This is a genomic window from Kineococcus sp. NPDC059986 (assembly GCF_040702905.1).
GTDB lineage: Bacteria > Actinomycetota > Actinomycetes > Actinomycetales > Kineococcaceae > Kineococcus.
Map to the genome: position 1 here is coordinate 16369 of NZ_JBFBND010000005.1, position 16874 is coordinate 33242.

The following is a 16874-nucleotide window of genomic DNA, read 5'->3' on the forward strand; positions in this document are numbered from 1 at the left end:
CCCTCTCGCGCGCGCGGGTCCTGATCGTTGGCACCTCACTGCCGATGAATGGAAGTGAGGTGCCAACGATCCGTCCCCGAGCGGAGCGAGCCGGGCGGGGACGGGCGTCAGGAGAAGCTGGCCTGCACGACCCGGCCGCCGCCGGGGCGGGCGAAGCGGGACCGGCGCAGGTCGCGCACGACGAACCCGCGGCTGATGAACCGGTCGGTCCCGTCGAAGCGGGGCGTGAACGGCGAGCGGCCGTGCATGGCGCGCAGGTTGTCCAGCAGCAGCACGTCACCGGGCTCGAGGGTCACGGCGTGGCGGTGGGTGACGTAGACCTCCAGCACGCGCTCGAGGAGCGCCTGGGCGTGCTTGGTGACGCCGTGCATGAGGTCCTGGTCGACGAGCATCGTCGGGTCGTCCACGTCGCCGGACAGGAGCGAGAACGGGCCGCGGACCTCGCGGGTGTCGAGGAAGTCGGCGAAGGACTCGTCGACGAGCGTCGTCCACAGCGGTCGGAAGAGCTCCATGACCTCGCTCGGGTCCACGTGCTGGAGCAGGTCGAGGGCCCGGAAGGCGTAGGTGGCGGCGTCGGCGTCACCGCGCAGGCAGCCGAGGACGACGTAGTCGGGGCGCAGGGCCGAGAAGCACTGCTCGGTGTGCGCCTCGAGCTCGACGCGGGAGCCCTGGGACTGCTGGGTCGCCGCGAGCTTGGCGTTGGGGACCATGTCCTGCAGCAGGTGCCCGTGGCCCTCGGCGGCGTAGCCGACCATGTGGCCGAGCGCGTGGCTGACGATGGCCTGCTGGCGGGCCAGCAGCGTGCGCCCGCCGACACCGCCGGTGTTGTCGGGCGGGGTGGCCGGCAGCTCGCCGACCTCCAGTCCGCGCAGGACGAGCACCCCGGAGTCGGAGCCGCGCTCCTCGAAGGCCCAGAGCGACTCGACGAGCTGGGCGGGGAGCTCCCGCGCCAGCAGGCGGGCCTGCCGTCCGAAGGCGTCGGCCTCCGTGACGGGGTCGGCCGTGAGCCGGGCACCCAACGCGGCCAGCGCGGCGCGCTCGGGCGCGGCCAGCTCGCGGAAGGTCGGCACGGCGGCCGAGGAGTCGAGGAACACCGAGGTCACGAGCAGCTCCCATCGTCGACGCACTGCGGAGCATCACCGTAGCGCGTCGACGATGGGCATACTGCCTACTTCAGGGCACAGGATCTGGACAGATTGTCAGCGCTTGATCATCCCGTGCGGGTCGATGACGAACTTCTGCGGAGCACCGGCGTCGAACTTCGCGTACGCGTCGGGCGCCTCGTCCAGCGAGATCGCCGTGGCGCCGACGGCCTTGGCGATCTGCACCCGGTCGTGCAGGATCGCCATCATCAGACCACGGTGGTACTTCATCACCGGGCACTGACCGGTCGTGAAGGACAGCGACTTGGCCCACCCGGTGCCCAGGTCCAGCGACAGCGAGCCCTTCTTCGCGGCCTCGTCGACCCCGCCCGGGTCACCCGTCACGTACAGGCCCGGGATGCCAAGCGCCCCACCGGCCGTCGTCAGCTCCATCAAGGAGTTCAGCACCGTCGCCGGGGCCTCGGTCGCCGACCCCGACCCGTGCCCGCGCGCCTCGAAACCGACCGCGTCGATGCCGCAGTCCACCTCCGGCACCCCCAGGATCTGCTCGACCTGGTCGCGGGGGTCGCCCTTGGACACGTCGACGGTCTCGCAGCCGAAGCTGCGGGCCCGCTCCAACCGCTCGGCGTTCAGGTCGCCGACGATGACGACCGCCGCGCCCAGCAGCTGCGCACCGGCCGCCGCGGCGAGCCCGACCGGACCGGCCCCGGCCACGTACACCGTCGAGCCGACACCGACCCCGGCGCTGACCGCCCCGTGGAACCCGGTCGGGAAGATGTCCGACAGCATCGTCAGGTCGAGGATCTTCTCCATCGCCTGGTCCTTGTCCGGGAACTTCAGGCAGTTGAAGTCCGCGTACGGCACGAGGACGTACTCCGCCTGCCCCCCGACCCAGCCGCCCATGTCGACGTACCCGTACGCCGAGCCCGGGCGGTCGGGGTTGACGTTGAGGCAGATGCCGGTCTTGCGCTCCTTGCAGTTCCGGCACCGGCCGCAGGCGATGTTGAACGGCACCGAGACGAGGTCGCCGGTCTTGAGGAACTCCACGTCGCGGCCGACCTCGACGACCTCACCGGTGATCTCGTGGCCCAGCACCAGGTTCGGCGGGGCGGTGGTGCGGCCGCGGACCATGTGCTGGTCCGAACCGCAGATGTTCGTGGCGACGAGCTTGAGGATGACGCCGTGGTCGACCTTGCGGCCCACGTTGGCGGGGTTCACCCCGGGGCCGTCCTTGAGTTCGAACGTCGGGTAGTCGATCGTCTGCACCTCGACCCGGCCGGGGCCGAGGTAGGCGACGGCGCGGTTGCCGTGGGACGTGCCGGTCGTGGTCACGAACGCATCTCCCTTCGCGGCGCCGGCGTCGGTGCCGGCGCAGTGATCCCCACCCAACCCCCCGCCGACCGCGGGCGCAAGAGCGCGACCGTCCCCCGGAAGACCCCGCGGTGGAGGACGTCGGGGGCGGGGTGATGATCGGGGCATGGAGCTCACGAAGCACACGCACGCGACGGTCGTCCTGACCCACGACGGGTCGTCCCTGCTGGTGGACGCCGGCGCGTACACGCCGAACACCCCCGAACTGCTCGCGGCCGCCGACGCGGTGCTGTTCACCCACGACCACCCCGACCACGTCGACGCCGACGCGCTGCGCGCCGAACTCGCGCGCCGCCCGGACCTGCCCGTCGTCGGCCCGGCCAGCGTCGCCGACGCCGTCGAGGGAGTGCGGGCCGTCACCCCCGGGGAGTCGTTCGACCTCGCCGGCGTCCCCGTCCGCGTCTTCGGCGGGCAGCACGCCGTCATCCACCGCGACCTGCCCCCGATGCAGAACGTGGCCTTCCTCATCGGGGAGGGCGACGCGAGCGTCTACCACCCGGGCGACTCCTACGACGCCCCCGGCGTCCCCGTCGGGACGCTGCTGCTGCCGACGAGCGGCCCGTGGTCCAAGGTCGGCGAGGGCGTCGACTTCGTCCGGGCCGTGGGCGCCCGCCGCGTGGTGGCGATCCACGACCTCATGCTGTCCGACGCCGGCAAGGACGGGTCCGCCCGGTTCACCGAACAGCTCACGGGGCAGCCGGTGGAGAACCTCGCGCTGGGCACGACGACCACGCTCTGACCACCGGCGGGGAGCCCTCTGCCCTCAGGTGCTCTCGCGCACCACGAGCTCGGTGGGCACGACGACGTCGGGGACGTCCTCCTCGCCGTCGACGAGCGCGAGCACCATGCGGGCCAGTTCGCGCCCGATGGTCGGCACGGGCTGGCGGACGGTGGTGAGCGGGGGCGTCGCGGCGGCCGCGGGGGGCGCGTCGTCGAACCCGACGACGCGCACGTCCCCCGGGACGCAGCGGCCGGCCGCGGCGAGGGCCTGCAGCGCCCCGGCGGCCATGAGGTCGTTGGCGGCGAAGACCCCGTCGAGGTCGGGCCAGCGGGCCAGCAGGGTCTCGGTCGCGGACCGGCCACCGTCGACCGTGAAGTCGCCGGTCTCGGCCAGCCCGGCGTTCCAGCGCCGCCCGTGGGCGCGCAGCCCGGCGCGGAAGCCCGCCAGGCGGTCGTGGCTGACGCTCATGTCCTGCGGCCCGGTGACGGTCACGATGCGGCGGCACCCCCGCTCCACGAGGTGCTCGGCCGCCGTCTGCGCACCGCCGACGTTGTCCGCCGACGCGAAGGGCACCGTGCCGCCGTCCCGGTAGGGGCGGCCGGACAGCACCACCGGCAACCCCGCGTCGCGCAGGTCCTGGGGCAGCGGGTCGTCGCCGTGCACGGAGACGAAGAGCGCGCCGTCCACGTGGCCGTTGCGAGCGTAGCGCTCGAAGCGCTCCCGTTCGCGCTGGCTCGAGAGGACGACGAGGACGAGCTGCACCTCGCGTTCGGCGAGCTGGGCCTGCGCACCGCTCAGCACGAGCGGGAAGTAGGTGTCGGAGAAGAACCGCTCGACGGGTTCGACGACGACGAGCGCCACGGACCCGCTGCGCCGCGTCACGAGGGACCGCGCCGCCTGGTTCGGCACGTACGACAGCTCCGCGGCCGCCGTGAGCACCGCCTGCCGGGCGGTCTCGCTCACGCGCGCGTACCCCGACAGCACGCGCCCGGCCGTCGCCCGCGACACCCCGGCGCGCGCGGCGACGGACTCGAGGGTCGGTGCCCGGCGGCTCGGCACGGTCGCTCCAGCAGTGGGTCAGCGGGTTCGGCGGGCCGATCCTCGCAGACCCCGGACGCCGATGACCGCGATCGCCGTGCCGAAGGCCAGGCTCACGACGACGAGCACGAGGTGGACGAGGAAGAAGGGCTGCGGGCCACCGTCGAACGAGCGCGGGTCCGACCAGATGTTGCGCAGGAAGTTGGGCCAGATGAACCAGCTCCACACGCCGAACAGGACGAGGAACCAGCTGACCGGCTTCGACATCACCACGGGCGCGATCATCCCACCCGCGCCTGTGCGTCAGCGCCGGCCGACCCGCCGCAGCGCCACCGCCGACACCGCGCCGACGACCAGCCCCGAGACGAAGGGCAGCCGCCGTTCGTGCCGCTCGGGCTCCTCGGGGCCCAGCGGGACGACGAGCCGGGCCTGGGCCATGAGGTCGGGGTGCAGCGACCCGGCGTCCTCCGCGCGCTGCGCCGCCCAGGACGCCGCGAGCAGGACGAGGCGGCCGATGAGGTTCATGAGGACGAGCAGCACGACGAGCGTCACCGCGGACCCGACGAACGCCCCGCCGCCGTCGGCGCTGCGCCCGGCGATGGTCGCACCGAACTGCTTGAGGATCCCGATGCCGACCCCACCGACGACGGCGCCCTGCAGCAGGTCCCGCACCGGGACGTCCGCCCCCGGCAGCACCCGGAACACCACGAGGAACGTGAGGGTGTCGATGACGAAGGAGACGGCGAACCCCAGGACCGCGAGCAGCACCTTCGACCACGTCGAGGGGTCGAACCCCAGCAGGTCGAGCAGGAACCCGCCCGCCGCGTTGGTGGCGACCACGGACAGGACCGAGAGCAGGACCCCGAAGCCGATGACGCACATGCCGCCGAGGTCGCGCAGCTTGACGACCGCGACGTTGCCCCCGCCGGCGTCCTCGCCGAAGACGGCCCGCACTCCTTGGCGCATGCCGTCGATCCAGCCCAGGCCGGTGAGCAGACCCGTGACGACGGAGACGACGAGGGCCCACGTCAGCGTCGAGCCCGTGAGGTACTGGTCGATGTAGATGCCGTTGGCCTGGGCGGCCCCGCCCGCCGGCTCCTGCCCCGGGTGCAGCAGGTCCGGGACGTAGGCGTTGACCCCGGAGACGAGGTTGCGGACGACGTAGTCGCGCACCTCGGGGATGCCCTGCATGAGGAAGCCGACGATGGTCAGCGCGGCGATGAGCGCCGGGAAGATCGAGAAGAAGGCGAAGTAGGCGATGCCGCCCGCGAGGACGTTCCCCCGCGCCTTGCCGTAGCGCTGGTAGGCGCGCAGGGGGAACGAGTGCTGGACCGTGCTGACGGCGCTCTTGGCCTGGTCCACGGCGCCACTCACGGCCGGGGCTCCCCTCACTGCTGGAAGGTGAAGTCCTCCCGTGGCCGCCAGACGCCGTCGGCGCCGTGCTCGTAGAGGCTGAACCCCTTCACGGTGAAGGTCGCCTCCCAGTCGCGCAACACGAGTTCGGCGCGGTCGAGCGACGCCTCGTCGACGTCGTGGGCCACGGTGACGTGCGGGTGGAAGGGGAACGTGATCTCCGCGGCCAGCGGGCCGGTCCGGATCGCGGCCTGCAGCAGCTCGCACTCGGAGATGCCGCGGGCCAGCTGGACGAAGACGACGGGCGAGACCGGGCGGAACGTCGCGGTGCCCCGCAGGTGCACGTCGAAGGGGGCACCGGCCGCGGCGGTCGCCTCGAGGTGGTCGCGCGCGGCGGCCAGGTCCCCGGGCGGGAGCGGGAACGGCGGCAGCAGCGTGATGTGCGGCGGGATGGACCGAGCGAGCGGGTCCCCGAAGTCCTCGCGCCAGGCCGTCAGCTCGGCGGCGTGCGGGTCCGGCACGGGGATGGACACCCCGATGACCTGGGTCGTCCCCTCCCCCGACGGGCGCGCCGCGGTGGTTGGTGAGCTCACCGGCGTCCGCCCGCCCGCGCCACCAGGCCCACGCGCTCGTGGACGGTGGCCAGCGTCTGCTCGGCGATCTCGTTCGCGCGGTCCGCGCCACGGGCCAGCAGCTCGTCGAGGGCCCCGGGGTCGGCCATGAGCTCCAGCGTGCGGGTGCGCACCGGCGCGAGCGCGTCGGTCACGACCTCGGCGAGCTCCTTCTTCAGGTCCCCGTAGCCGCGCCCGGCGAAGTCGGTCTCGAGCTGGGCGATCGAACGACCCGACAGCGCGGAGTGGATCGACAGCAGGTTGGAGACGCCGGCCTTCTCGGCCGGGTCGAAGAGCACCTCGCGGCCGGTGTCGGTGACGGCCGAGCGGATCTTCTTCGCGGTCGCCTTCGGGTCGTCCATGACGTCGACGATGCCGTTGGGCGAGGAGGAGGACTTGCTCATCTTCGCCGTCGGGTCCTGCAGGTCGAAGATCTTCGCCGTCTCCTTCGGGATGAAGGGTTCGGGCACGACGAAGGTCTCGCCGAAGCGGGAGTTGAAGCGCTGGGCGAGGTTGCGCGTGAGCTCCAGGTGCTGGCGCTGGTCCTCACCGACCGGGACCTCGGCGGCCTGGTAGAGCAGGATGTCGGCGGCCATGAGGACGGGGTAGGTGAACAGCCCGACGGTCGTGGCGTCCGACCCCTGCTTGGCCGACTTGTCCTTGAACTGGGTCATGCGGCTGGCCTCGCCGAAGCCCGTGAGGCACGAGAGCACCCACGCGAGCTGGGCGTGCGCGGGCACGTGGCTCTGGACGAAGAGGGCCGAGCGCTCGGGGTCGATGCCCGCGGCGATGTACTGCGCCGCGGTCCAGCGGGTGCGCTCGCGCAGCTCGGCCGGGTCCGGGGAGACCGTGAGCGCGTGCAGGTCGACGACGCAGTAGAGCGCGTCGTGCGTCTCCTGCAGGGCGACCCACTGCTTGAGGGCGCCGAGGTAGTTGCCGAGGTGCAGCGAGCCGGACGTGGGTTGCATGCCGGACAGCAGGCGCGGACGGCCCCCCGCACCCTGGGTGGTGGCTGCGTCCGTGCTGGTTCCCTGCGCCATGCCTCCATCCTGCCAGCAGCCGGCCGCGCTCGGTGTCGCCGCCTCCTGTGCGGTTCTGTTCGGTTCTGGTTGACTCTGCACGGGCGCCCGGTCATGCTCGGACGGTGCTGGCCCACCAGCGGCAGGAGCTCATCCTCGACGCCGTCCGCGCGCACGGGGGCGTCCGCGTCGCCGACCTCGTCGAGCGGCTCGGCGTGTCCGAGATGACCGTCCGCCGCGACATCGGCGAGCTGTCGCGCCAGGGTCTCGTCGCCCGCGTCCACGGCGGCGCCGCCGCGGTCGGCCGCTCCAGCGAGGAGCCGGGGTTCGCCGCCAAGTCGACGCTGCGCACCGCCGCCAAGGAGGCCGTCGCGCGCGCCGCGGTCCGCTTCGCCGACGCCGGCGCCTCCGTCGCGCTGTCGGCGGGGACGACGACCGTCGCCGTCGCCGCGCAGCTGCGCGCCGTGCCCGACCTCACGGTCGTGACGAACTCCCCCCGCGTGGCCGACGTCCTGCACGAGCCGGGGTCGGGGCGCACGGTCGTGCTCACCGGCGGGGTGCGCACCCCCTCCGATGCGCTCGTCGGGCCCGTCGCGCACGCCGGGCTCGCCGGGCTGCACGTCGACGTGCTCTTCCTCGGCGTCCACGGCCTCGACGTCGGCGCGGGCCTGACGACGCCGAACCTGCTCGAGGCCGACACCAACCGCGCCCTCATGGCCTGCGCGGCGCGCGTGGTCGTCGTGGCCGACACCTCCAAGCTCGGCGTCGTCGGGCTCGCCTCGTTCGCCCCCCTGGACGCCGTCGACGTCCTCGTCACCGACGACGGCCTCGACCCCGACGACCGCGCGGCCCTCGCCGAGCACGTGGGCGAACTCGTCCTCGCCCGCCCCAGCAGCCCCGACCACGACCCGCTCGACCCGGAGGACCACCCGTGACAGGACCCACGACCCACCCGTTCCGCAAGACGTCGACCTGGATGGCCGACGGCCGCGAACTCGTCTACTTCGACGACACCGAACCCTGGCTGTCCGGTGAGCGCGTCCGCGACGCCGTCGACCACCGGCCGCTGCCGCCGGCCGAGGAGACCGTGCGCGGCGGGTCCCAGGTGCGGTTCGACCCGCTGACGGGCGACTGGATCGCGATGGCCTCCCACCGCAACGACCGCACCCTCATGCCCCCGCCGGACCAGGACCCGCTGGCCCCCACCGTCCCCGGGGGTTTCCCCACCGAGATCGCCGACTCCAGCTACGACGTCGTGGCGTTCGAGAACCGGTTCCCCTCGTTCTCGAACCGCATCGGCGGCGAGGCCTCCTTCGTCGACGGCGAGGAGCTGTGGCCGACGCGGGCCGCCGCGGGCCGGTGCGAGGTCGTCTGCTTCACCTCCGACACCCACGGGTCGTTCGCGACGCTCGACCCGCACCGGGCGCGGACGGTGCTCGAGGCGTGGATCGACCGCACCGAGGAGATCGGCGCGACCGAGGGCGTCGAGCAGGTGTTCGTGTTCGAGAACCGCGGCGCCGAGATCGGCGTGACGCTCCCCCACCCCCACGGGCAGATCTACGGCTACCCCTACGTGACGCCGAAGACGCAGAGCATGCTGCGCCGCGCCCGTGAGCACCGGGAGGCCACGGGCCGCAACCTGTTCCGCGACGTCCTGGACGCCGAACGCCGCGCCGGGCACCGGGTCGTGTTCGAGACCGAGCACTTCACGGCCTACGTCCCGGCGGCCGCGCGCTGGCCCGTCGAGGTCCACCTCGCCCCGCACCGCGACGTCCCGGACCTGCCCTCCCTCACCGAGGAGGAACGCGCCGACCTCGTCGGCGCCTACCTCGACCTCCTGGGCCGCCTCGACCGCTACTACCCCGACGAGCACCCGCTGCCGTACATCGCGGGCTGGTTCCAGGCCCCCGTCCGCGAGGGCCGCGAGGAGTTCCGCCTGCACCTGCAGGTGTTCTCCGTCCTGCGGGGTCCGGGGAAGGTGAAGTTCCTCGCCGGCTCGGAGTCGGCGATGGCGGCATGGATCAACGACACGACACCTGAGAAGGTGGCGGCCCGACTGCGCGAGGTTTCCCGATGAGCACCCCCGGCACCGAGTTCTTCCACGCCCCCGAGCGCGCGACGACCGCGCAGCACCTGGCGCAGGAGTTCCGCACGGCGTACGGCACCGACCCCGAGGGCGTCTGGTCGGCCCCCGGGCGGGTGAACCTCATCGGCGAGCACGTCGACTACACCGGCGGGCTCTGCCTGCCGCTGGCCCTGCCGCACCGCACGTTCGTCGCGCTGCGGCCGCGCACCGACGGCGTCGTCCGGGTCGCCTCGCTGCAGGAACCCGCCGGGGTCGTGGAGGTCCCGCTCGCCACGGTCGGCGCCGGGTCCCCCGCGGGCTGGGCCGCCTACGTCGCGGGGGTCCCGTGGGCGCTGCTGCGGGGCGGGTTCGAGGGCCTCGCGCTGACCGGGGGTTTCGACGCGCTCGTCGACGGCCACGTCCCCTACGGTTCGGGCCTGTCGTCGTCGGCCGCGCTGGAGTGCGCCGTCGCGATCGCGCTCGGGGAACTCGTGGAACTCCCCCTGGACGACACCGGCCGCGCCGGGCTGGCGAGCGCCTGCCAGGTCGCGGAGAACGTCGTCGCCGGGGCGAACACCGGGGGCATGGACCAGGCCGCGTCGCTGCGCTGCCACGAGGGCGGGGCCATCCTGCTCGACACCGACGACGACTCCGTGACGCAGGTGGCCCTCGACCTCGCCGGGTCCGGGCTCGCGCTGCTCGTCGTCGACACCCGCGCCGAGCACTCCCACGCCGGCGGGGAGTACGGCAAGCGCCGCGCCGACGTCGAACGCGCCGCGGACCTGCTGGGGGTGCCCAACCTGCGCGCCGTCGACCAGGCCGCCCTGGACGCGGCCCTCGAGCGCCTGGGCACGGAGGCCGACGGTGAGGTGCTCGTGCGCCGGGTCCGGCACGCCGTCACCGAGATCGACCGGGTGCGCCGCACCGCCGAGCTCCTGCAGGCCGGGCGCGCGGGCGAGGTCGGGCCGCTGCTCGACGCCTCGCACGACTCCCTGCGCGACGACTACGAGGTGTCCTGCCGCGAACTCGACCTCACCGTCGACGTCGCCCGCGCCCACGGCGCCCTCGGGGCCCGGATGACCGGGGGCGGTTTCGGCGGGTCGGCGATCGCGCTGGTCGCTACCGAGCGCGTCGAGGAGGTCGCCGTCGCGGTCGCCGCGGCCTTCGCCGAGCAGGGCCTGGGGGCCCCCCGCTTCCTCACCGCCCTCCCCTCCGAGGGCGCCGCCCGCGACCTCTGACCCACCCCCGACCGAGCCCGACCCCCGCGCGGAGGACACGCTTTCCGCCCCCGGAACACGTGTTCCGAGGGCGGAGGGAGTGTCTTCCGCCGGGGGTCGGGTGGTGTTCAGCGGGAGTTCACCGGGGAGCGGGGCGGACGGGCGAGGGTGCCCGGGTGCCGGCTCTCGTGGTGGGGTGGATGGTGCTCGGGGTCGCGGCCTCGGGTGCGGTGCTCGCGGCGGCGTGGCACCGGAACCGGGTGCTCTGGCGGGCCGAGCAGGCCCGGTCGCGGCGGTGGCTGCTCGCGCACGCGGTCGACCCCGGACCGCCACCCCCGGACCCGGCTGCCTGGCGGCTCGTCCTCACCCCCGACCTGTCCCCCGACGGCGCCTTCACCTGGGACGTCGGGCAGGACGTCAGACCAGTCCGCGAGCGTGCGCGTACGCGACCGCCTGCGCCCGGTCGCGCGACCCGGTCTTGGCGAACAGGTGGTTGACGTGCGTCTTGACGGTCGCGACGGAGACGAACAGCTCGCGCGCGACGTCCTGGTTCGACAACCCGCGGGCGATGAGCCGCAGGACCTCCGCCTCCCGTTCGGTGAGCCCGTCCGGTAGGTCGGCGGCGGGCGGTGGCGCCGGGTTCCCCGCGGCCTGCAGCAACCGGGCCTGGACGCCGGCGTCGAGCACGACCTGCCGGGCCGCGGCCGCCTGCAGGGCGCGGGCGATGTCGGCGCGACCCGCGCTCTTCGTGAGGTAGCCGCGCGCTCCCGCCTGCAGCGCACCGAGGATCGAGGCGTCGTCGGCGTAGGTCGTCAGGACGACGACGGCGGTGTCCGGGTGCTCGGCGGTCAGCCGCCGGGTGGCCTCGACCCCGTCCACCCCGGGCATCCCGAGGTCCATGAGGACGACGTCGGGGGCGAGGTCGGCGACCCGGGCGACGGCCTCGGCCCCGTCCCCGGCCGTCCCGACGACCTCGAACTCCGGCAGCAGGTCCAGGAGGGCGACGAGCCCGTCGCGCACGATGGTCTGGTCGTCGGCGACGACGACGCGCAGGACGTCCGGGGCGCTCACGGACGGATCCTCCCGCACCGGCGCGCTCAGAGCAGGACCCGGGCCGTGACCCGCCAGCCCGTCCCGTGCGGACCGGCCGCGAGCGACCCGCCCGCCAGTTCCAGACGTTCCCGCAGCCCCGCCAGCCCGTACCCGCCGTCCACGGTCCGCAGCGACCCGGGCGGCGAGGTGTCCCGGCGCGCACCCCCGTCGGTGACGACGAGTTCGGTGTCGGCGTCCCGGTAGGACAGCTCGAGGGTCACGGGCGCCCCGGGTGCGTGCTTCGCGGCGTTGACGAGGGCCTCCTGCGCGGTCCGCAGGAGCGCCACCTCCCCCGCCCCCAGCGGCCTGGGGCGACCCTCGACCCGCAGGCTCACCTCGGTGCCGTTCTCCCGCGCCCCGGCGGCCAGCGCGGCGAGGGAGTCCGGCAGCGGCGGGGCGTCGACGCGCAGCGCGTGCACCGCGCGCCGGGTGTCCTCCAACCCGGCGGTCGCGAGGTCGTGGGCGGTCCGCACGCGCTGCAGGACGGCCGCGCGGCGGCGCTCGTCGAGGTCCCCGTCCCCCGACAGGAGCGCGTCGGCGACCTCGAGCTGGATCGCGAGACCGCCCAGGGAGTGGGCGAGGACGTCGTGCACCTCCCGCGCGATGCGGGAGCGCTCGGCCAGGGCCGCGCCGCGGGCCTGTTCGGTGAGGAGCCGGCGGGACTGCTCCTCCTTGTCGCGGCGCATGGCGCGCAGCACCCCGCCCAGGACGGCGGACAGCAACCCGGCCGGGTAGCCCAGGACCGCCGACCACGTCGTGCCGCCCGCCCCGAGGAGCCCGAGCTGGACACCCGCGGTCCCCGCGAGGAACACGACGGCACCGCCCACGATCCCCGTGTCACGGCCGCCGGCGACCGCGGCGACGATGGCGAGGGCGAACACCCAGCCGACCTCGGTGCTGGCCGTGACGACGGAGGCGCTCAGCGCCACGACCGCCAGCAGCACGACGACCACGACGCGCCGCCGGCCCTGCAGCGGGTCCATGCCGCGCATCGAGAACGGGTCGGCGACGGTCCACGCGACCCACGCGGCGCTCAGCAGGAGCAGGAGCGGCCACCAGGTCAGGGCAGGGCGACCCCAGGGGGTCAGCAGCACGACGAGGGCGACCAGCAGTTCGACCACGCGCAGCGGAACGGTCGTCCGCCGCCACGCCTGGCGCACTCGTTCCACCACCCGGTCCCCCACGCCCGGAACCCTAGGCGGCGCAGCGGGGGCGCGTCCTCAACCCCCGGCTGCACGGCCGTCTCCACCCGCTCTCCACCCGGGACCGACCCGCGGGCCGATCCGCCGGGGGGTGCCCGCGGCGGAAGGTCGTCCCCATGAGCACTCTCGTCTCCGTCCTCGCCGCCCTCGCCGTCGTCGCCCTCCTCCTCGTCCGGCGCTCCCGCCCGAAGCCGGTCGCGGAGGAGTCGCTGCGCAAGCCGCTCCTGCTGACCTTCGTGGGCCTGGTCCTGCTGCGCAGCACCGTGCTGGACGCACCGACGGCGGCGTTCCTCGTCCTCACCGCCTGCCTCGGCCTGGGGCTCGGAGCGGCGCGCGGGGCCCTCGTCCGCCTCCAGCACGTCCAGGGCCGGCTCATGAGCAGCTGGGGTCCGGCCTGCTTCGGCCTCCTGGCGCTGCTCGTCGTGCTGCGCCTCGGGGTGGACGCAGGCGCGGTCTCGCTCGGCGTCGCGTCGACGACCGTGGGCCAGTCCGTCCTCTTCGCCCTCGGCCTGTCGTTGCTCGCCGAGTCCGCCGTCGTCGCCGTCCGGACCGGCCGCCCCCTGGCCGTCCGCTGACCGCCCGACCCGACCGCCCGAGTGCTTCAGACGTCCATGCGCTGCAACCGGACCGCCGACAGGGCGACCGCGACCACCGTGATCCCCGCGAGGACCGCGGTCGCCCCGGCGACCCCGAGCGAGGACACCGTGCCGAGCGGGACGTCACCGGGGATCGCCAGCGAGGCGACGCGCCGGCCGTACGAACCGATCGACAACCCGCGCAGCGCCGGGGCCAACCCGGCGAGGAACGTCTCCCACAGCACGACGTACGCGAGCCCGGCCAGCAGTCCACGACGGGTGAGCAGCGACAGCAGCACGAACACCGAGCAGTACGCCCCCGCCGTGAGGACCGTCGCGAGGGCCACGCCCCCGACGACCCGTCCGACGGGCTGGTTCACCGAGATCCCCAGCACCGCGCAGGCCACGGCGGCCGGCAGCACGACGACGACCGTGGCCGTCCACGCCGCGGCGAACCGCGCGAGCACGGTGTGCCAGCGCGGCCGCGCGACGGCCCGCAGCAGCGGCAGCGTGCGAGCGTCCCGTTCGTCCCCGAAGGCCCCGATGGCCAGGACGAGCGCGACGATCGGGATGACCAGGCCCGTCAGCAGGTTCCCCGTGAAGGTGTTCTGCACGCCGTAGCGGTTGGGCACGCTCGTGATGGCGATGACGACGCCGACGACGACCGCCACGGCCAGCGGCAGCGCCGCGAAACCCGCCGTCCGGCCGCGGAACAGGATGCCCCGCAGGGAGAACCCGTACAGGGTCGTGCTCATCGTCCCGCTCCTCTCGCGGCCCGCACCAGGTGCGCGAACACGCTCTCCAGGTCCTCCCCGACGCCCTCGACGCGGCGCAACGTCGTCCCGCACTCGCGCGCCAGCCGCGGCACGGCCTCGGCCAGCGTGACCGCACGGGGCGCCTCGACGAGGACCCCCGGCCGGCCGCCCCCCTCGCGGCGCACGGACTCCACGAGCCCCTCGGCCAGCAACGTGCCCGCCAGTTCCAGCACCCGGTCGCCCTCGAGCCGCACGGTGAGCGGGCGGTCGACGAGCAGTTCCCGGATGCCCGCCGGTTCGCCCTCGGCCACGAGCCGGCCGTTGACGACGACGAGGACGCGCTCGGCCATCCGCTCCACCTCGGACAGGACGTGCGAACTCACGAGGACCGTCCGGCCCTCGCGGCCCAGCGCGGCGAGCAGGTCGACGTCGGCGCGCCGCTGGGCCGGGTCGAGCCCGTTGAGCGGTTCGTCGAGCAGCAGCACCTGGGGGTCGTGGACGAGGGCCTGCGCCAGCTTGACCCGCTGCCGCATCCCCTTGGAGAACCCGCCGACGCGGCGGTCCGCGGCGTGGGTCAGCCCCACCCGCTCCAGCACCGCGGCCGTCGCACCCCGGTGGTCGGCGACGCCGCGCTGGCGGGCGAGGAACTCGACCTGCGTGCGGGCGCTCGCGTGGGCCCAGGTGGCCTCGCCGTCCGCGACGATCCCCAGGCCCCGGTGGACGGCCGGGTCGGCGTGCGGGTCCAGCCCCAGCACCCGCACGGTCCCCTGGCTCGGGCGCGTCGCCCCGGCCAGCAGTTGCAGGGCCGTCGACTTCCCGGCGCCGTTGTGCCCGAGCAGACCCGTCACCCCGGCGCCGAGCGCGAAGCTCACGTCGGACAGGGCCACGGTGTCGGCGAACCACTTGCTGACCCCGGTCAGCTCGACGGCGCTCACGCGTCGCCCCCCTTCGCGTAGCGGCCGGCGAGGACCCCGAGACCCCCGACGACGACGACGGTCCACACGACCCAGGCGAGGGCGCCCGGGTCCCCGAGGCCGCCGCCGATGAAGGTGGTGGCGAGCCGGATCGGACCGCTGGACGGGTCGAGCGAGAGGGGCCAGTCCTCACCCGTGACGGCCGCGACGACCCCCGTGAGGGCCGGTCCGACGAGGACCACCGCGAGGTACCCGCCGACGGCGAACACCCGCTTCGCGGTCAGCGACCCGATGGCCAGGGACAGCGCGGTGTGGAACAGGACGACGACCGCGGCGGCTGCGACGATGCGCGGCAGGTCGCCGACGTTGTCGGCGAACCACGTCCCGGGCGCCTCCGCCGTCGCGATCGAGCCGACGAACAGGACGAGCATCGGCCCGAGCACGATGAGCGCGAGCAGGGCGAGGGCCGAGAGCACGACCCCCAGGACGTACTCCAGCCACGACAGCGCCGTCGCGAAGTACAGGGACAGCACGCGGTCGCGCCGGTCCCGCGTGAGCATCGACGGGATCGACGTCGCCACGAACGCCAGCAGCACGACGGAGTTCGTCGTCAGCAGTTGCGGGTAGTCGATGAGGTCCGTCGGCTGCAGGCGGACGGCGGGGACGAGCAGCGGGACCGCGACGACGGCGAGCGAGGGCAGGTACGCCGCGGCCAGCAGCAGGAACGGCCAGATCTTCGCGCTCGCGCTGCGCCGCAGGCCGAGCGGGCGGCGGATCCCGCTGGCGACGAACGACCCGACGGCCGCGCGACGCGGCCGCAGCTGGCCGGCGAACCGGGAGTACCGGATGTCGTGCAGGACGGCGCGCGGGCCCTGCTGGAGGTTCCCCTCGGTCACCGGGTGCCCCCTGCCATCGCGTCGACGACCACGTCCTCGAGCCCTCGCGCGGCCGGCGCGAGGCGTTCCAGCCCGACGCCGAGCTCCGCGGCGAGGTCCCGCACCGCGTCCAGGGCCGCGTCCGGGCTGGAACTCAACCCGATGTCCCCGGTGGGGGTGGGCGCCAGCGTCACCCCGAACGGCGCGACGCGGGGTTCCAGGGCCGCGGCGAACGCCCCGACGTCCCCGCTGACGCGCAGTTCCGCCGGCCCCGACGGGTCGTGGCCCACGACGACCGGACGTTGCGCGGCGAGGGTTCCCGAGCGCAGGACGACGACCTCGTCGCACGTACGCTCGATGTCGTCCAGGACGTGCGAACTCGCCACGACGCGGATGCCGAGTTCGGTGGAGAGCCTGCGGACGATGGCGAGCATCTCCTCCCGACCCGCCGGGTCCAACCCCGAGGTGGGTTCGTCGAGCAGGACGACGTCGGGCCCGTGGACGAGGGCCTGGGCGAGTTTCGTCCGCTGCTGCATGCCGAGGGAGTAGCTGCCGACGGGACGGCGCCGTTCCTCCTCCAGGCCAACCGCGAACAGCACCTCGCTGGTGCGGCGCACCGCGTCCCGACGACCGAGCCCGCGCATCCGGGCGAGGGAGACGCAGACGTCCTGCGCCGACATGTCGTTCGGCAGGCACGGGTGCTCGGGCATGAAACCCACCCGGCGCCGCACCTCCGAGCGTTCCCGGACGGTGTCGAGGCCGAGGATCCGCACCGTGCCGCGGTCGGGCCGGGTCAGGCCCAGCGCGGTGCGCAGGAGCGTCGACTTGCCCGCCCCGTTGGCGCCGAGCAACCCGGTCGCACCGGCGCCCAGCGACATCGTGAGGCCGTCGAGGGCCTGCACCGCACCGAAGCGCTTGCCGACGTCGACGCATTCGAGAACCGGGTGTCTCAACCCCGCAGGA

Annotated in this window: 18 protein-coding genes; 5 read left to right on the top strand and 13 right to left on the bottom strand. The window is 74.3% G+C overall.

Features of this window, described 5'->3' with window-relative positions:
• Nucleotides 1-107: 107 nt before the first annotated feature.
• Nucleotides 108-1103 (bottom strand): TauD/TfdA family dioxygenase, encoded by a 996-nt coding sequence (locus tag AB0637_RS05825; protein ID WP_366170254.1) that lies wholly within the window; start codon nucleotides 1101-1103, stop codon nucleotides 108-110.
• Between the two features lie 96 nt (nucleotides 1104-1199).
• A complete protein-coding gene (fdhA, locus tag AB0637_RS05830) occupies nucleotides 1200-2435 on the bottom strand; it encodes a formaldehyde dehydrogenase, glutathione-independent (RefSeq protein ID WP_366170256.1) in 1236 nt (411 codons plus the stop codon).
• A 145-nt stretch (nucleotides 2436-2580) separates the two neighbouring features.
• Here fdhA and AB0637_RS05835 point away from each other — a divergent pair, with 145 nt between their 5' ends.
• Nucleotides 2581-3213 (top strand): MBL fold metallo-hydrolase, encoded by a 633-nt coding sequence (locus AB0637_RS05835; protein ID WP_366170258.1) that lies wholly within the window; start codon nucleotides 2581-2583, stop codon nucleotides 3211-3213.
• Nucleotides 3214-3237: 24 nt separating this feature from the next.
• Here AB0637_RS05835 and AB0637_RS05840 read toward each other — a convergent pair whose 3' ends face one another.
• Genes AB0637_RS05840 through trpS form a run of 5 tightly spaced genes read right to left on the bottom strand, consistent with a single transcriptional unit; the run spans nucleotide 3238 to nucleotide 7237 of the window.
• Nucleotides 3238-4254, bottom strand: a complete 1017-nt coding sequence (locus AB0637_RS05840) for a LacI family DNA-binding transcriptional regulator (RefSeq protein ID WP_366170260.1) — start codon at nucleotides 4252-4254, stop codon at nucleotides 3238-3240.
• Nucleotides 4255-4272: 18 nt separating this feature from the next.
• Nucleotides 4273-4500, bottom strand: a complete 228-nt coding sequence (locus AB0637_RS05845; protein ID WP_366170512.1) for a hypothetical protein — start codon at nucleotides 4498-4500, stop codon at nucleotides 4273-4275.
• 36 nt (nucleotides 4501-4536) lie between these two features.
• Nucleotides 4537-5607 carry a YihY/virulence factor BrkB family protein gene (locus tag AB0637_RS05850; protein ID WP_366170262.1) on the bottom strand — a complete coding sequence of 357 codons (1071 nt, stop codon included), beginning with the start codon at nucleotides 5605-5607 and terminating at the stop codon, nucleotides 4537-4539.
• A 14-nt stretch (nucleotides 5608-5621) separates the two neighbouring features.
• The gene (locus AB0637_RS05855; RefSeq protein ID WP_366170264.1) at nucleotides 5622-6179 is read right to left on the bottom strand and encodes a 2'-5' RNA ligase family protein; all 558 of its coding nucleotides are present in this window, start codon (nucleotides 6177-6179) and stop codon (nucleotides 5622-5624) included.
• Nucleotides 6176-7237 (bottom strand): tryptophan--tRNA ligase, encoded by a 1062-nt coding sequence (gene trpS / locus AB0637_RS05860; protein ID WP_366170266.1) that lies wholly within the window; start codon nucleotides 7235-7237, stop codon nucleotides 6176-6178. Before trpS ends, AB0637_RS05855 begins: the two co-directional genes overlap by 4 nt.
• 104 nt (nucleotides 7238-7341) lie before the next feature.
• Here trpS and AB0637_RS05865 point away from each other — a divergent pair, with 104 nt between their 5' ends.
• Genes AB0637_RS05865 through galK form a run of 3 tightly spaced genes read left to right on the top strand, consistent with a single transcriptional unit; the run spans nucleotide 7342 to nucleotide 10519 of the window.
• Nucleotides 7342-8151 carry a DeoR/GlpR family DNA-binding transcription regulator gene (locus AB0637_RS05865; protein WP_366170268.1) on the top strand — a complete coding sequence of 270 codons (810 nt, stop codon included), beginning with the start codon at nucleotides 7342-7344 and terminating at the stop codon, nucleotides 8149-8151.
• Between the two features lie 41 nt (nucleotides 8152-8192).
• Nucleotides 8193-9293: a galactose-1-phosphate uridylyltransferase gene (gene galT, locus AB0637_RS05870; protein ID WP_366170514.1), complete on the top strand. Its 1101-nt coding sequence runs from the start codon at nucleotides 8193-8195 to the stop codon at nucleotides 9291-9293.
• Nucleotides 9290-10519 (top strand): galactokinase, encoded by a 1230-nt coding sequence (gene galK, locus AB0637_RS05875; protein ID WP_366170270.1) that lies wholly within the window; start codon nucleotides 9290-9292, stop codon nucleotides 10517-10519. The genes galT and galK overlap by 4 nt, the downstream gene beginning before the upstream one ends.
• Before the next feature lie 396 nt (nucleotides 10520-10915).
• Here the strand turns inward: galK and AB0637_RS05880 are convergent, their stop codons facing one another.
• Nucleotides 10916-11569 (bottom strand): response regulator transcription factor, encoded by a 654-nt coding sequence (locus tag AB0637_RS05880; RefSeq protein ID WP_366170272.1) that lies wholly within the window; start codon nucleotides 11567-11569, stop codon nucleotides 10916-10918.
• Nucleotides 11570-11595: 26 nt separating this feature from the next.
• Nucleotides 11596-12774 carry a histidine kinase gene (locus tag AB0637_RS05885; RefSeq protein WP_366170274.1) on the bottom strand — a complete coding sequence of 393 codons (1179 nt, stop codon included), beginning with the start codon at nucleotides 12772-12774 and terminating at the stop codon, nucleotides 11596-11598.
• 134 nt (nucleotides 12775-12908) lie between these two features.
• Here AB0637_RS05885 and AB0637_RS05890 point away from each other — a divergent pair, with 134 nt between their 5' ends.
• Entirely contained in the window at nucleotides 12909-13367 is a 459-nt protein-coding gene (locus tag AB0637_RS05890) for a hypothetical protein (RefSeq protein ID WP_366170276.1), read from the top strand.
• Nucleotides 13368-13393: 26 nt separating this feature from the next.
• On the opposite strand, the gene AB0637_RS05895 is transcribed toward AB0637_RS05890, so the two are convergent.
• The 4 genes from AB0637_RS05895 to AB0637_RS05910 are packed head-to-tail and all read right to left on the bottom strand — an operon-like array spanning nucleotide 13394 to nucleotide 16864.
• Nucleotides 13394-14122, bottom strand: a complete 729-nt coding sequence (locus AB0637_RS05895) for an ABC transporter permease subunit (protein ID WP_366170278.1) — start codon at nucleotides 14120-14122, stop codon at nucleotides 13394-13396.
• Nucleotides 14119-15057 (bottom strand): ABC transporter ATP-binding protein, encoded by a 939-nt coding sequence (locus AB0637_RS05900; RefSeq protein ID WP_366170280.1) that lies wholly within the window; start codon nucleotides 15055-15057, stop codon nucleotides 14119-14121. Before AB0637_RS05900 ends, AB0637_RS05895 begins: the two co-directional genes overlap by 4 nt.
• Nucleotides 15054-15932 carry a hypothetical protein gene (locus tag AB0637_RS05905; protein ID WP_366170282.1) on the bottom strand — a complete coding sequence of 293 codons (879 nt, stop codon included), beginning with the start codon at nucleotides 15930-15932 and terminating at the stop codon, nucleotides 15054-15056. Before AB0637_RS05905 ends, AB0637_RS05900 begins: the two co-directional genes overlap by 4 nt.
• Complete coding sequence (locus tag AB0637_RS05910; protein WP_366170284.1) at nucleotides 15929-16864, bottom strand: ABC transporter ATP-binding protein; 936 nt, start codon at nucleotides 16862-16864, stop codon at nucleotides 15929-15931. Before AB0637_RS05910 ends, AB0637_RS05905 begins: the two co-directional genes overlap by 4 nt.
• Between the last annotated feature and the right edge of the window lie 10 nt (nucleotides 16865-16874).